Consider the following 14,869-nt stretch of genomic DNA (forward strand, 5'->3'; position numbering starts at 1 on the left):
GCTGCGTCTTACGCGATATCCGAGGACTGGATGCGCTTGACGCCAGCCTTGGCCATGTCGTCCCAGGCCTTGGCGAGCGATCCCTGGGTGTCGATGCCGCGACAGGCATCTTCCACCACATAGGTCTCGAAGCCGGCCTTGCGCGCATCGAGCGCGGTCCATGCCACGCAGAAATCGGTGGCGAGCCCGGCCACGAAAACCCGCTCGACGTTGCGCGCCTTCAGATAGGCGGCGAGCCCGGTGGTGGTCTTGCCGTCGGCCTCGGTGAAGGCGGAGTAGCTGTCGACGTCCTTGTGAAAACCCTTGCGGATGATCAGCTCGGCCTGCGGGATCGCGAGTTCCTTCGACAGCGAGGCGCCGTCGGTACCCTGGACGCAGTGGTCGGGCCACAGCACCTGCTTGCCATAGGCAAGATCGACGATCTCGAACGGCTTCTTGCCGGAATGGGTCGAGGCAAAGGAGATGTGTCCGGGCGTGTGCCAGTCCTGCGTCATCACCACATTGGCAAAGCTCTTGGCGATCCGGTTGATCACCGGCACCACCTGCTCGCCGTCTTTCACCGCGAGGCTGCCGCCGGGCAGGAAGCAGTTCTGGACGTCGATCACGAGCAGCGCGGAGCCGTCGTCGGGCTTGATCGCAGCCGCCCAGAGGTGTTTTGGAACCAGCGCGGCAAGCGCCAGTGTACCGAGCCCTGCAACGACCTGTCGTCGATCCAACATCGCGCCCCTCCTCGCTCTGATAACAGCGCGAGGAGGCTAGTTCCGTTCGTGGAGCTGCGAAAGTCCGATTTTTCGGCGGGCCTGTCAGCTGCGCGGCTGGATGCCGTCGCGCACCGCGCGGAAGCGCGGGAAGGCCTTCTCCCAATCGGTGCGCGGGGAGCTGCCGATGATGCGCATCGATGTCTGCGCGCCGAACCGCAGCCACTGCACGATGGTCACCGGGGTATTGTCCTTGCCGCTGACGGCGTCGATGCGCGTCTCGAAGCCGGGCTGGCCGTCGATCCGGATCGGTTCGGACATGGTGATCCGCCCGTCGCGCACGCCGGGGATCGTGGTGGCGATCTGCTGGGCGAAGCGGCCGCGATCATCCGGTGTGGCCGGGGCCGAGCCGATGATGCCAAGCAGCATAAAGGGCTTGGTCTCAAGGCCCTTGTCGTCGCCGTCAGCCATCAGCAGCGCGGCGCCCGGCGCCAGCATGCGGACATTCTTGAAGCTGCTGAGCTCGGTGACCTTGAACGGCATCATGCCGAGCTGTTCGTCGACCGGCACCTCGTTGCGGATCTGGGCGGTGGCGAACATCTGCCGCACGGCGTCGTCGGTGTAGATCTTGCTGGCGTTCTCCGGCACCTGGACCGCGACATAGCCGGAGAAGGTCGGTCCCGGCAGGATCATGGAATAGCGCCGCACATTGGTGGTGCCGTCACGCGCGCTCTCCACGGTGTAATAGGCGAGGCCGGCCGGCGTCTCGAGGCTCTCCGGCTTGATGTTTCCGCTACCAGCCGGGTTGGCCTTGAAGGCGCTCACGACCTCGTTGTAGGCGTCCGCGGGCAGATCGGCGATCAAGACCTTCACGCCCTGGTCCTCGGTCTCGAAGCCGATGAACGACTTGGCGCGGTTGAGGCCCACCAGCGGCTTCATCCCGACATGCGCGCCCGGCGGAAACACCACGTCGGCGGCAAAGCCACGACAGGTGGCAGCAAGCAGCAAGGCAACCGCAACGAGAAGTCGAAAAGGCGTCATGGGGAATCTACCGGTTTTGCTTGGTGGCCGCGCAACGGGGCCGGTGCAGGGCTGGATGGCCTCTTTCAGTCGGACCGCTTTTAGCGGTTTTGATGACCCTGCAACAGGCCGCCAAAGCCGCGCTCCGGGCCTGCAGGCCCGATTCCATGGGCTTTTCGTCCCGATTGGCTGGCACTTTCCAGTTTCCCGACGTTTCCGACGATCGGCCACCAGCGGCCAAACAGCGCGCCCTCGGCCTGCGCCCGCTTCCGCATACGACGTTTGTGAGTGTTCACTCAACAGCGCGGACGTCGCGTGGCGGATGTTCGCGGTCGACGGCGTGCCGCATCATTGCCGATTTGTTAACTTGGATCGGGCTTGAACCGGCGCTGCAGCCGGGCTGACACAATCTTTCAAACGTCAGTCTTTTCAGGCCTCAACGTTGCGTCCAGTCCTTGCGGGCAGGACCCTCTCTCCTATATCAGGCTCACCGTCGCAATATCGCGAGTATGTGAACGTCTGGGGGTTCGGTACGGAGCGCCGTCAGGGCCCAACCAACCTGCCGTAGCAAAGAGGATATCAAAACCATGGGTAAGGTCATTGGGATCGACCTCGGCACCACGAATTCGTGCGTCGCCGTAATGGATGGCAAGAACGCCAAGGTGATCGAGAATGCCGAGGGCATGCGAACGACGCCGTCGATCGTTGCTTTCACTGACGATGGCGAGCGCCTCGTCGGCCAGCCGGCGAAGCGCCAGGCGGTGACCAATCCCGAGCGTACGTTCTTTGCGGTGAAGCGCCTCATTGGCCGCCGCTATGACGACCCGATGGTCGAGAAGGACAAGAAGCTCGTTCCCTACAAGATCGTAAAGGCATCGAACGGCGACGCCTGGGTCGAAGCCGATGGCAAGACCTATTCGCCCTCGCAGGTCTCGGCCTTCATTCTGCAGAAGATGAAGGAGACCGCTGAGGCGCATCTCGGCCAGAAGGTCGAGCAGGCCGTCATCACGGTTCCCGCCTATTTCAACGACGCGCAGCGTCAGGCCACCAAGGACGCCGGCAAGATCGCCGGCCTCGAAGTGCTGCGCATCATCAACGAGCCGACGGCTGCCGCGCTCGCCTACGGTCTCGACAAGTCGAAGTCCGGCACGATCGCCGTGTACGACCTCGGCGGCGGCACCTTCGACGTCTCGATCCTCGAGATCGGCGACGGCGTGTTCGAGGTGAAGTCGACCAACGGCGACACCTTCCTGGGCGGTGAAGATTTCGACATGCGCCTGGTCGGCTATCTCGCCGACGAATTCCAGAAGGAGCAGGGCATCAACCTGCGCAACGACAAGCTTGCCCTGCAGCGCCTGAAGGAAGCTGCGGAGAAGGCCAAGATCGAGCTGTCGTCGACCACGCAGACCGAAATCAACCTGCCGTTCATCACGGCTGACCAGACCGGTCCGAAGCATCTGACGATGAAGCTGACCCGCGCCAAGTTCGAGGCGCTGGTGGCCGATCTCGTCGAGAAGACCATCGAGCCATGCCGCAAGGCGCTGAAGGATGCCGGCCTGACCGCCGGCGAGATCGGCGAAGTGGTGCTGGTCGGCGGCATGACCCGCATGCCGAAGATCCAGGAAGTCGTGAAGCAGTTCTTCGGCAAGGAGCCGCATAAGGGCGTCAATCCCGACGAGGTCGTCGCGATCGGCGCTGCGATCCAGGCCGGCGTGCTGCAGGGCGATGTCAAGGACGTGCTGCTGCTCGACGTGACCCCGCTGTCGCTGGGCATCGAGACGCTGGGCGGTGTGTTCACCCGCATCATCGACCGCAACACCACGATCCCGACCAAGAAGAGCCAGGTGTTCTCGACCGCCGAAGACAATCAGGGCGCTGTCACCATCCGGGTCTTCCAGGGCGAGCGTGAAATGGCGGCCGACAACAAGATGCTCGGCCAGTTCGACCTGATGGGTATTCCGCCGGCTCCGCGCGGCATGCCGCAGATCGAGGTGACCTTCGACATCGACGCCAACGGTATCGTCAACGTCTCGGCCAAGGACAAGGCGACCGGCAAGGAACAGCAGATCCGGATCCAGGCATCCGGCGGTCTGTCCGAAGCCGACATCGACAAGATGGTCAAGGACGCCGAGGTCAACGCGGCCGAGGACAAGAAGCGCCGCGAGGCTGTCGACGCCAAGAACCATGCCGACGGGCTGGTTCACTCGACCGAGAAGGCTCTGGCCGAACACGGTTCGAAGATCGCCGACACCGAGCGCCGCGCGATCGAAGACGCCGTCAGCGACCTCAAGGAAGCGCTGAAGGGCGACGACGCCGAGGCGATCAAGGCCAAGACCAACACGCTGGCGCAGGCTTCGATGAAGCTCGGCGAGGCCATGTACAAGCAGCAGGCCGAGGCCGATGCGGCCAAGGACGCTGCTAAGGATGACGTTGTCGACGCGGAGTTCACCGAGGTCGACGACGACAAGAACAGCAAGAAGTCTGCTTAAGCGGATTTGCGATCATGACCCTCACACCAATGAGCACGCGCCGCGTCTCGGAGGAGTGGGGGTCATTTTTCTTTAAGGCGATCGCTGCATCTTCCAGACAGGCGCAATCCTTTACGCAATCCTTGGCGCAATCTTTGGCGTTCGCGATGAACTTCGGACGGAATTGAAGGATGTCCACCAAGCGCTGCTATTACGAGACCCTCGAGGTTGAGCGGAACGCGGACGAGACCAAGCTGAAATCGGCTTTCCGCAAGCTCGCGATGAAATGGCATCCGGACAAGAATCCGGGCGACGCCACCAGCGAAGTCCGGTTCAAGGAAATCAACGAAGCCTATGAGGTGCTGAAGGACGGCGACAAGCGCGCCGCCTATGACCGCTTCGGCCATGCCGCTTTCGAGCAGGGCATGGGCGGCGGCGGTCCCGGCTTCGGCGCCGGCTTCGCCTCATCCTTCTCCGACATTTTCGAAGACCTGTTCGGCATGGCCGGGCAGCGCCGCGGCGGTGGCCGCGAGCGCGGCGCCGACCTGCGCTACAACATGGAGATCACGCTCGAGGAGGCCTTCCAGGGCAAGACCGCGCAGATCGAGATCCCGGTCTCGGTCACCTGCGAATCCTGCTCGGGCACCGGCGCCAAGGCCGGTACCAAGCCGAAGACGTGCTCACATTGCGGCGGCGCCGGCCGTATCCGGCAGGCCCAGGGCTTCTTCACGCTGGAGCGGACCTGTCCCGGCTGTCAGGGCCGCGGCCAGATGATCGAGGATGCCTGCACCTCCTGCGCCGGTTCCGGCCGGGTGACGCGCGAGCGCACGCTGTCGGTCAACATTCCCCCGGGCGTCGAGGACGGCACCCGCATTCGTCTCGCCGGTGAAGGCGAGGCCGGTGTTCGCGGCGGGCCGCCCGGCGACCTCTACATCTTCCTGTCGCTGACCACGCACCAGTTCTTCCAGCGCGACGGCGCCGACCTGCACTGCCGCGTGCCGATTTCGATGGTGACCGCAGCGCTCGGCGGTGAATTCGAGGTGCCGACCATCGACAAGGGCAAGACCAAGGTGAAGGTGCCGGCCGGCACCCAGTCCAGCCGGCGATTCCGCATCGCATCAAAGGGTATGCCGGTGCTCCGTTCGCGCCAGACCGGCGACATGTATGTCCAGGTCGTGGTCGAAACGCCGCAGAATCTGACCAAGAAGCAGCAAGAACTGCTGATGGAGTTCGAAAAGCTGTCGTCCGGCGCAACCCAGCCGGAGGCCGCGGGTTTCTTCTCTAAGGTCAAGGACTTCTTTGGCAATCGCTCCGTCTAGCCGCAGTCGTTATGCTTGACCGTAACGACTTCGACCTATACGTCTTTGTGACTGTTTTCTGACAACCGCTCGATTGTGCGGTCCCCGCCTGGTAGCGACATGCCTTTGCAATCGTCCGTGCGTGCGTCGAAGAAGCCCCTCCGTCTCGACGACGAGGTTCGATTTCTCCGTTCATGGATGGAGAAGCCGCTGCATATGGGCGCGGTGATGCCGTCCGGACGGCTGCTCGCCCGCACCATGGCGCAATATGTCGATCCCGACGCCGAGGGGCCGGTCGTCGAACTTGGACCCGGCACCGGGGCGATTACCAACGCGCTGATCGAGCACGGCGTGGATCAGAAGCGTCTCGTCCTGGTCGAATACAATCCCGGCTTCTGCGCCTTGCTGCGCGAACGCTATCCGCAGGCCAAGGTGGTCCAGGGCGACGCCTACAGGCTCCGCGACACGCTGTGGGATGTCATGAAATCTCCCGCCTCGGCCGTGGTCTCCGGCCTGCCGCTCGTCACCAAGCCTATGCTGACCCGCCTGAGGCTGGTCCGTGACGCCTTCCTGGCGCTCGCACCCGGCGCGCCGTTCATTCAGTTCACCTATTCGGTGGTGCCTCCGATTCCGAAGTCGCTGCCGGGCGTGTCCACAGAGGCCTCCGAGCGGATCTGGATGAACCTTCCGCCCGCGCGGGTCTGGGTGTATCGCAAGGGCTGAGCATCCGGCGCCGTCGCGCCGGGCGTGCGCCTTACCTGCGATTTCAAAATGTCCGCGCTGAAAATCCTCGTGATCCCCGGATCGCTTCGGTCAGGCTCGCTCAATGCCAAGCTGGCTGCCGTGCTGGCGCACGAACTGGCGCAATCCGGCGCCGACGTCACCCGCATCTCGCTCGGCGATTATCCGCTGCCGATCTATGATGGCGACCTGCAGGCGAAATCCGGCGTGCCGCAGCATGCCGTGAATCTGAAGCGGATGATCGGCGTCCATCATGGCGTGCTGATCGTGACGCCGGAATACAATTCCTCGGTGCCGGCGCTGGTGAAGAACACGATCGACTGGGTGAGCCGCGTGCAGGATCCGCATGAGGTGCGAGGTCAGGTGTTCCACGGCCGCGCGTTCGCGATTTCAGCCGCATCCGGCAACCGGCTCGGCGGCACCCGCGCGCTGGCTGCGCTGCGCCTGATCCTGACGGCGTGCCGCGCCACCGTGATCCCGAACCAGCTCGCGCTGTCATTTGCCGAGCAGGCCTATGACGATATGGATCATCTGAAGCACCAGGCCGACATCGACGCGATGCAGGCGCTGGTGCGGCAGCTGATCGACCAATCCCAACGCATGATGTGAGGTGACATGCAGCCAGCCAGGATCGCTCCAAGAGACCGGTTGATCGTGGCGCTCGATCTGCCGTCTGTCGCCAGCGCCGAGGCGATGATCGACCGGCTAGGCGATGCCGTCACCTTCTACAAGATCGGCTATCAGCTCGGTTATGCCGGCGGCCTCATCCTGGCGAAGCAGCTTGCAGGCAGCGCCAAGAAGGTCTTCCTCGATCTGAAGCTGCACGACATCGGCAACACCGTCGCGCGCGGGGTCGAAAGCGTCGCCGGGCTTGGCGCGACCTTCCTCACCGTGCATGCCTACCCGCAGACCATGAAGGCGGCGGTCGAGGCCCGCGCCGGCTCCGGCCTGAAGATCCTCGCGGTGACGGTGCTGACCTCCTACGACGACACCGATCTGCATGCGGCGGGCTATCGCCTCAACGTCTCCGATCTCGTCGAAGCGCGCGCCAAACAGGCGCAGGCGCTCGGTGTTGACGGGCTCGTCAGCTCGCCGGAGGAGGCCGCCGCCTTGCGCAAGATCGTCGGCGATCAGATGAACCTGGTGACGCCAGGCATCCGCCCCGCAGGCTCGGCGACCGGCGATCAGAAGCGCATCATGACGCCGGCCCGCGCCATCGCCGCCGGCGCCGACTATCTGGTGGTCGGACGTCCGGTGATGGAAGCCGCCGACCCGAAGGCATCAGCCGAAGCCATTCACGCCGAAATCGCCCAGGCGCTCGCCTGAACAACAAGAGGGAGAACAGAGATGGCGAAGGGATACTGGATTGGACGCGTCGACGTTCACAATGAGGAAGGCTACAAGCCCTACATGGCGGCCAACCCCGCCATCTTCCAGAAATTCGGCGGCAAGTTCATCGTTCGCGGTGGCAAGTTCACCGGCGTGGAGGGCCAGAGCCGCTCCCGCAATGTCGTGATCGAATTCCCCGATTACGCGACCGCGCTCGCTTGCTACCAATCGCCGGAATACCAAGCCAACATCAAGGTGCGGCAGCCGCATTCGATCGCCGACCTCATCATCATCGAGGGGCACGACAGCCCATAGTCCGCACATCGGGTAGCCGGTTCGGTTGCCGGAACAGCCTTGGCTCGCTATATCGCGTGGAGAGGTGAGCCATGGCTGACATGCGTTTGATCGTTGCGGGAGCCGGCGGCCGGATGGGCCGCACGCTGACCCGGGTGATTTCCGAAACCCCGGGGGCGGTGCTGGTCGGCGCGCTGGAAGCGCCGGGCTCGGAACTGCTCGGCAAGGACGCCGGCGTGCTCGCCGGCCTCCCCGCCAATGACGTCAAGCTGTCGGCCGATCTGTGGTCGATGTCGGCCGGCGCCGACGGCATCTTGGATTTCACCGTGCCGGCCGCGACCATCGCCAACGTCGCGATCGCGGCCGAGCGCGGCCTCGTTCACGTCATCGGCACCACCGGGATGTCGCCGTCCGACGATGCGGTGATCCGCAGCGTGACCAACCGCGCCATCGTGGTGAAATCAGGCAATATGAGCCTTGGTGTCAATCTGCTCGCCGCGCTGGTCAAGCGCGTCGCGCAATCGCTCGACCAGAGCTTCGACATCGAAATTCTCGAGATGCACCACAAGTCCAAGATCGATGCGCCGTCGGGCACTGCCTTGATGCTCGGCGAAGCCGCGGCCGCGGGACGCGGAATCGCGCTCGATCAGCATTCGGCGCGCGGCCGCGATGGCCTCACCGGTGCGCGGCGCGCGGGCGATATCGGCTTTGCCTCGTTGCGCGGCGGCACTGCGGCCGGCGATCACAGCGTGATCTTTGCCGGCCCCTCCGAGCGCATCACGCTCTCGCACCATGCAGAGGATCGCGCGCTGTTCGCGCAGGGCGCGCTGAAGGCAGCGCTGTGGGCGCATGGCAAGAAGCCCGGCATGTATTCGATGGCCGACGTCCTCGGGTTGAGCGACTGACACCGCTCGACGGAATGAAATCCAGCTAAGCGAAAACGGAATCTGAAATGAGTGATCGTCTCCTTGTGCTCGTTCGTCACGGTCAGAGCGACTGGAATCTGAAGAACCTGTTCACCGGGTGGAAGGACCCTGATCTCACCGAGCAGGGCGTCAACGAAGCGAACGAGGCCGGCCGCAAGCTGAAGGCGCAGGGCCTGTCGTTTGATGTCGCGTTCACCTCCGATCTTACCCGTGCGCAGCACACGCTGAAGCTGATGCTGGAGCAGATCGGCCAGACCGGTTTGCCGACCACGAAGAACCTTGCGCTCAACGAACGCGATTACGGTGATCTCTCCGGCCTCAACAAGGACGACGCGCGCAAGAAGTGGGGCGAGGATCAGGTTCTGATCTGGCGCCGTTCCTACGACGTGCCGCCACCCGGCGGTGAAAGCCTGAAGGATACGCTGGCGCGCACGCTGCCTTATTACGTGCAGGAGATCCTGCCCGGCGTGCTGCGCGGCCAGCGCACGCTGATCGCCGCCCACGGCAATTCGCTGCGCGCGCTAATCATGGTGCTGGAGAAGCTGACGCCGGAGCAGATCCTCAAGCGCGAACTCGCGACCGGCGCGCCGGTGGTCTATCGGCTCAATGCCGATTCCACCGTTGCGTCCAAGGTCGATCTCGCGGGGTAGAGGTTTGATGTTGTCATTCCGGGGCGATGCGCAGCATCGAACCCGGAATCTCGAGATTCCCCGGTGCGCAACTGCGCACCTGAGGTCTGGTCCTTCGGACCATCCCGGAATGACGAGATAGAGGTTAGTGCAATCCGACCTGGCCGGCTTCCCAGCCCAGCATCGCCTGCTTGCGGGTGATGCCCCAGTGATAGCCGGTCAGCGCGCCGCTCTTGCCGAGTGCGCGATGGCAGGGCACCACGAACGACACCGGATTGCGGCCGACCGCAGCGCCGACCGCGCGCGAGGCTTTCGGGCTGTTGATCTTGCAGGCGATGTCGGAGTAGCTGACCGCGCGGCCCATCGGGACCTTGAGCAGCGTCTCCCACACTCGCACCTCGAAGTCGGTGCCGATCAAGACGACGCGCAGCGGCTGGTCCGCCCGCCACAACCTTGTATCGAACACGCGCTGCGCCAGCGCGGTGGTGCCGTCGGTGTCCTCGACATAGGTCGCGTTCGGCCAGCGCCGCTTCATGTCGGCGAATGCGGTCTGCTCGTCGCCGTGATCGGCGAAGGCAAGCCCCGCAAGCCCGCGATCCGTCGCGATCACGATCGCGGTGCCGAACGGCGAGGGATGGAAGCCGTAGCGCAGCGTCATGCCGCCGGCGCCGGTCTTCCATTCGCCCGGCGACATCGCCTCATGCGTGACGAACAGGTCGTGCAGCCGTCCCGGCCCTGACAGGCCGGAGTCGAGTGCCGCATCGAGCACGCTGGCGGAATCGCGCAGCAGGTTCTTGGCGTGGTCCAGGGTCAGCGCCTGCATGAAAGCCTTCGGCGTCAGCCCGGCCCAGCGGCGGAACAGATGGTGCAATTCATCCGGCGTGACGGCGGCGGCATCGGCCATCGCTTCGATGGTCGGCTGCGTGCGCCAATGCTCCGAGATGAACGCGATGGCGCGCCGAACCGAATCATAGTCGCGCAGCGCGGCGCTCTGGAGGCCCGGCTTGGCCAGGCGCTGGTCGTGTATGGCGAGTGTCATCATGGTGTCTGATTTAGGAGCCATGGCGCCTCCAAACCACCCGATTTCTGACAAGCATGATCCGGAAAAGTGGGGACCGGTTTTCCGACGAGATCATGCTCAAAAGTAAGCTCGACTAGTGGATGGGGTTGTAAGTCGGGCCGCGTTTCGCGGCGTTGAGCGCCGCCGTCAAGGCCTTGGAGAAGCTGGCCTTTTCGTCCGGTCCGAGGAAGCTGCCAACGCTGACCCGGCGGCCCCGGGAGACCAGATAGAGCCGCTCGATACCGAACTCCTCATGCGAGATCTGTTCGAACCGCACCCAGAGCGGATTGAGCACCCATTCGGCCACATGGCCGCGATGGCTGATCCTGCGCACCCGCAGTTCCGACGGTGTGACGGTGATCTCCTCGCTCGCCTTGGCGGAGCGGAAATTGACCTTGAACGCCCAATAGATCACCAGCGCGTCGAGGCCGAAGAAGCCGAAGATCGGCCAGGCGCCGAGCCACCAGAACACCGCGCCGGCGATGAAGCTGACCACGGTGACGAACGACATCAGCACGATAAAGCCGGTGCGATTCAGCGAGCGGTGCGGCGTCAGCAATGCCGAGAACAGTTTGGGCTCGGCCTCAGCGACATCAGCCGCGAGGTCATTGGCCCTGAGGTCTTCGCCCGGATCAAAGTCGTTGCCTGCGGTCATGACGTATCAGTATATCCGGTTCATGGCCAAAATCATCCGCTCTCAACGCGCCAACACATCAAGCGTTCGATCTGCTCCGAAGAAGAAGCCTGCGAAAGCGGCAAGGCTGCTGCCCAAACGCGGGGCAAAGAAGGCGGCCAAGAAGGCCGCCAAGCGAACGGTAAAGCCGAAGCCATGGACATCGGAGGAGGTCTACGAGGCTTTCGACCGGTTCCGCAAAGCCAATCCCGAGCCCAAGGGCGAGCTCGAGCACCTCAATCCCTACACGCTGCTGGTTGCGGTGGTGCTGTCGGCGCAGGCGACCGACGCCGGCGTCAACAAGGCGACGCGAGCGCTGTTCGCGGTCGCCGACACGCCGGAGAAGATGCTTGAACTCGGCGAGGACAGGGTGCGCGACTACATCAAGACCATCGGGCTCTATCGCAACAAGGCGAAGAACGTCATCGCGCTCTCGCAGAAGCTGATCGCCGAGTTCGGCGGCGAGGTGCCGCGCACGCGTGCTGAGATCGAATCGCTGCCCGGCGCCGGCCGCAAGACCGCGAATGTCGTGCTCAATATGGCATTCGGCGAGCACACGATGGCGGTCGACACCCATGTGTTTCGCGTCGGCAACCGCACCGGGCTCGCGCCTGGCAAAACGCCGCTCGAGGTCGAGCTGGGATTGGAAAAGGTGATCCCGACCGAGTTCATGCTGCACGCCCATCACTGGCTGATCCTGCATGGCCGCTACACCTGCCTCGCCCGCGGTCCACGTTGCGAAGTGTGTCTGATCAACGATCTCTGCCGGTGGCCGGAAAAGACCGTCTGAGGCATGATCGTCGTCATGTGCTAATAGGTTCGTCCGGCGTTTGTACGCGTGCTTGAGGAGTGTGGTGTGGCAGAGCAGGTTGAAGATGGTCCGTCACCCGCCAGCCAGACCGCGCCTGCTGCGGCACCTGCCAAGCCGCAACCTTCGGCAAGCGGCTTCTGGAGCCGTTTCGCGATTCCGCTGTTTGCCGTGCTCGTCGCGCTGGTGTTCGTCGCGGTGGCGACCAGCCGCTGGGATGCCTGGGTCGGCAGCGCCACGATCCAGACCACCAATGATGCCTATGTGCGCGCCGAATTGACCCAGCTCTCCAGCCGCGTGTCCGGCGAGGTGCTCACCGTCGCCGTCTCCGATTTCCAGCGCGTCAAGGCCGGCGATCTCCTGGTGCAGATCGATCCCGCCGATTACCAGGCGCAGGTGGCGCAGGCCGAGGCCGGCGTGGTCGGCGCCCAGGCCGTGCTGGACAACCTCAACAACCAGGTCGAGCTGCAATATGCGACCATCGCGCAGGCCGAAGCTGCGCGGCTGTCCGCGGAGGCGCAGCAGACCCTGGCACGCCAGGAGGAAGAGCGTCAGCAGTCGCTGTCGCAAACCGACGCCGGCACGCGGCAGCGGCTCGAGCAGGCGACCGCATCCTACGCCAAGGCGGAGGCCGACGTGCGCGCCAGCCGCGCCGTCATCGCGGCACAGCGCCATCAACTCGAGGTCCTGCAAGGCACCAAGAAGCAGCGTGCCGCCGACCTCGACGCCGCCAAGGCGCTGCTGGCATCGGCCAAGCTCAAGCTTGGCTACACCAAGATCGTCGCGCCGTTCGACGGCGTCACCGGCGAGCGCCAGGTGCAGCCGGGCGACTACGTCAACATCGGCGCCAATCTGATCAACGTCGTGCCGCTGCCGAACGTCTATGTGATTGCCAACTATAAGGAGACCCAGCTGACCAACGTCAAGCCGGGCCAGCCGGTCGAGGTCACCGTGGATACGTTCGCGGGCCAGAAGCTGCGCGGCGTCGTCGAGCGCATCGCGCCGGCGAGCGGATCGCAATTCGCGCTGCTGCCGCCCGATAACGCCACCGGCAATTTCACCAAGGTGGTGCAGCGCATTCCGGTGCGGATCCAGTTCGACAAGGGCCAGCCCTTGCTCGAGCGCCTGCTGCCGGGCATGTCGGTCGTCACGCGGATCGACACCGGCGAGGCGGTCGCCAATGGCGGAAAGTGACGACCGCGACCGTGGTCCGGTCTCGCGCGGCGACGTCGCGCGCTATCCGCTGTTCGCGGTCGTCGCCGTGCTGCTCGGCGCGTTCCTGGCGAATTTCGACAGCCGACTGACCTCGGTCGGCCTGCCCGATCTGCGCGGCGCGTTCTCGCTCAGCTTCGACGAGGGCGCCTGGCTCTCGACGGCTGCCATCGGCTCGCAGATCTTCGTCGCGCCTGCGGTGGCCTGGCTTGCCACCGTGTTCGGCCTGCGCCGGGTGCTCGGCATTCCGAGCCTGGTCTATGCGGTGGTCTCGCTGACCATTCCGTTCGTGCGCGACTACACGACGCTGATCGCGCTCAGCATCGCCCACGGCATGCTGCTCGGCACCTTCGTGCCGGCGACGCTGATGATCATCCTGCGCAATTTGCCGATCCGATGGTGGTTGCCGGCGATTGCGATGTACTCGATCCGCGTCGGCTTCGCGCTCGACTCCTCGAGCTCGCTGGTCGGTTTCTATGTCGAGCATCTCGGCTGGCAGTGGCTGTATTGGCAGGGCGTGGTGATCGCGCCGCTGATGGGGCTGATGGTGTATCTCGGCACCCCGAAAGAACCCGTCAATCGCGACCTGCTGCACCATGCCGATTGGGGCGGCATGCTGTTGCTCGGCGCCGGGGTGTCGATGGTCTATGCCGGGCTCGATCAGGGCAACCGACTGGACTGGCTGTCGTCGGGCACGGTGATGGCGCTCTTGATCGGCGGCGGGCTGTTGATTGTCGCCTTCATGATCAACGAAATGGTCGCGCGCCGGCCGTGGGCGCATTTCAACGTGCTGTTCTCGCGCAATATCGGCCTCTCGCTGGTCGTCATCCTGCTGTACACACTGACCAGCCTGTCGAATTCGTCGCTGGTGCCGAACTTCCTCGGCACCGTCGGCGCGCTGCGGCCGGAGCAGTCGGGCGTGCTGCTGTTCACCTACGGCGCGCTGCCGATGTTCGTGCTGGTGCCGATCTCGATTCTGCTGCTGCGCCACCTTGATCCGCGCATCGTCGTGGTGCTTGGCTTCTCTGCATTCGCGGCCGCCAATCTGTGGGGCACGCAGCTGAGCCATGTCTGGGCACGCGACGACTTTGTCGGCATCGTCCTGCTCACGTCGATCGGGCAGGCGTTCACGCTGCTGCCGATCATCATCATGGCGCTGTCGAATTCCGATCCGTCGCGGGCGACGGCGTTCGCGGCCTATATCCAGATCATGCGCCTCGGCGGCGCCGAGATCGGCGTCGCGCTGATGGGGACCTGGCTGCGCGTTCGTGAGCAGATCCATTCCAACTATCTCGGACAGCACGTCCAGAACGGCGATATCGACGTCGTGAACCTGCTCAAGCGGCTGGCGGGCGAATTTTCCGGCCACGGCATCGGGACAGCGACCGGGCGCGCCGTCGGCACGCTGGCGGCGCTGGTGCAGCGCGAGGCCAACACGCTCGCCTATATCGACGGCTTCTGGCTGTGCTTCTGGCTCGCGATTCTGGCGCTGGTCCTGGTTGCCCTGATCACGCGCGCGCCGCAGGGCCCGTTGTCGCCGGCGCCGCTCGGCTTGGTGAAGAGCGTGATGCGCAGGCTGGGCGCCACCGCTTCCTGATTTGCGAAGAGGCGGCGCGGATATCGGCGCCAGGTCAACTTATCGGGTCAATTTATAGTGAATGCGGCGCTCGCGCTATGTCGCAGGCGTGTTGAAATATTTTGCTCATCGCGCGG

Annotated in this window: 15 protein-coding genes; 11 read left to right on the top strand and 4 right to left on the bottom strand. The window is 64.4% G+C overall.

The window, feature by feature from the left end; translation table 11 throughout:
- Positions 1 to 8 precede the first annotated feature (8 nt).
- Together pncA and J6525_RS04950 are read right to left on the bottom strand one after the other, a co-directional pair.
- The gene (pncA, locus tag J6525_RS04945) at positions 9 to 719 is read right to left on the bottom strand and encodes a bifunctional nicotinamidase/pyrazinamidase (protein ID WP_225642473.1); all 711 of its coding nucleotides are present in this window, start codon (positions 717 to 719) and stop codon (positions 9 to 11) included.
- Positions 720 to 803: 84 nt separating this feature from the next.
- Positions 804 to 1,739, bottom strand: coding sequence for a hypothetical protein (locus J6525_RS04950; protein ID WP_092081157.1), 936 nt, complete (start codon positions 1,737 to 1,739; stop codon positions 804 to 806).
- 566 nt (positions 1,740 to 2,305) lie between these two features.
- On the opposite strand from J6525_RS04950, the gene dnaK reads away from it, so the two are divergent.
- The 8 genes from dnaK (at position 2,306) to J6525_RS04990 (ending at position 9,424) form a co-directional block, all read left to right on the top strand.
- The gene (dnaK, locus tag J6525_RS04955) at positions 2,306 to 4,207 is read left to right on the top strand and encodes a molecular chaperone DnaK (RefSeq protein WP_026192053.1); all 1,902 of its coding nucleotides are present in this window, start codon (positions 2,306 to 2,308) and stop codon (positions 4,205 to 4,207) included.
- Positions 4,208 to 4,377: 170 nt separating this feature from the next.
- Positions 4,378 to 5,505: a molecular chaperone DnaJ gene (gene dnaJ, locus J6525_RS04960; protein ID WP_057020359.1), complete on the top strand. Its 1,128-nt coding sequence runs from the start codon at positions 4,378 to 4,380 to the stop codon at positions 5,503 to 5,505.
- 99 nt (positions 5,506 to 5,604) lie between these two features.
- On the top strand, positions 5,605 to 6,207 hold the full coding sequence (locus tag J6525_RS04965) for a class I SAM-dependent methyltransferase (RefSeq protein ID WP_092081154.1): 603 nt from the start codon (positions 5,605 to 5,607) through the stop codon (positions 6,205 to 6,207).
- A gap of 48 nt (positions 6,208 to 6,255) precedes the next feature.
- Positions 6,256 to 6,834 (top strand): NADPH-dependent FMN reductase, encoded by a 579-nt coding sequence (locus J6525_RS04970; RefSeq protein ID WP_225642475.1) that lies wholly within the window; start codon positions 6,256 to 6,258, stop codon positions 6,832 to 6,834.
- Between the two features lie 6 nt (positions 6,835 to 6,840).
- Positions 6,841 to 7,551, top strand: a complete 711-nt coding sequence (gene pyrF, locus J6525_RS04975; protein WP_225642477.1) for an orotidine-5'-phosphate decarboxylase — start codon at positions 6,841 to 6,843, stop codon at positions 7,549 to 7,551.
- 21 nt (positions 7,552 to 7,572) lie between these two features.
- On the top strand, positions 7,573 to 7,869 hold the full coding sequence (locus J6525_RS04980; protein ID WP_057020363.1) for a DUF1330 domain-containing protein: 297 nt from the start codon (positions 7,573 to 7,575) through the stop codon (positions 7,867 to 7,869).
- Between the two features lie 71 nt (positions 7,870 to 7,940).
- Positions 7,941 to 8,753: a 4-hydroxy-tetrahydrodipicolinate reductase gene (gene dapB, locus J6525_RS04985; protein WP_016841511.1), complete on the top strand. Its 813-nt coding sequence runs from the start codon at positions 7,941 to 7,943 to the stop codon at positions 8,751 to 8,753.
- A gap of 47 nt (positions 8,754 to 8,800) precedes the next feature.
- Complete coding sequence (locus tag J6525_RS04990; RefSeq protein WP_028341753.1) at positions 8,801 to 9,424, top strand: 2,3-bisphosphoglycerate-dependent phosphoglycerate mutase; 624 nt, start codon at positions 8,801 to 8,803, stop codon at positions 9,422 to 9,424.
- A gap of 124 nt (positions 9,425 to 9,548) precedes the next feature.
- On the opposite strand, the gene J6525_RS04995 is transcribed toward J6525_RS04990, so the two are convergent.
- Both J6525_RS04995 and J6525_RS05000 read right to left on the bottom strand, forming a co-directional pair.
- Positions 9,549 to 10,445 (bottom strand): methylated-DNA--[protein]-cysteine S-methyltransferase, encoded by an 897-nt coding sequence (locus tag J6525_RS04995; protein WP_028335763.1) that lies wholly within the window; start codon positions 10,443 to 10,445, stop codon positions 9,549 to 9,551.
- A 112-nt stretch (positions 10,446 to 10,557) separates the two neighbouring features.
- Positions 10,558 to 11,118, bottom strand: a complete 561-nt coding sequence (locus tag J6525_RS05000; RefSeq protein WP_225642479.1) for a DUF2244 domain-containing protein — start codon at positions 11,116 to 11,118, stop codon at positions 10,558 to 10,560.
- Positions 11,119 to 11,140: 22 nt separating this feature from the next.
- Here J6525_RS05000 and nth point away from each other — a divergent pair, with 22 nt between their 5' ends.
- The 3 genes from nth (at position 11,141) to J6525_RS05015 (ending at position 14,753) form a co-directional block, all read left to right on the top strand.
- Positions 11,141 to 11,926 (top strand): endonuclease III, encoded by a 786-nt coding sequence (nth, locus tag J6525_RS05005; protein ID WP_225642481.1) that lies wholly within the window; start codon positions 11,141 to 11,143, stop codon positions 11,924 to 11,926.
- Positions 11,927 to 11,992: 66 nt separating this feature from the next.
- Positions 11,993 to 13,138, top strand: a complete 1,146-nt coding sequence (locus J6525_RS05010; RefSeq protein WP_225642483.1) for an HlyD family secretion protein — start codon at positions 11,993 to 11,995, stop codon at positions 13,136 to 13,138.
- On the top strand, positions 13,125 to 14,753 hold the full coding sequence (locus tag J6525_RS05015) for an MFS transporter (protein ID WP_225642485.1): 1,629 nt from the start codon (positions 13,125 to 13,127) through the stop codon (positions 14,751 to 14,753). Before J6525_RS05010 ends, J6525_RS05015 begins: the two co-directional genes overlap by 14 nt.
- Positions 14,754 to 14,869 lie beyond the last annotated feature (116 nt).

Source organism: Bradyrhizobium australafricanum, assembly GCF_020329495.1.
In the GTDB taxonomy this organism is placed as follows: domain Bacteria; phylum Pseudomonadota; class Alphaproteobacteria; order Rhizobiales; family Xanthobacteraceae; genus Bradyrhizobium; species Bradyrhizobium australafricanum.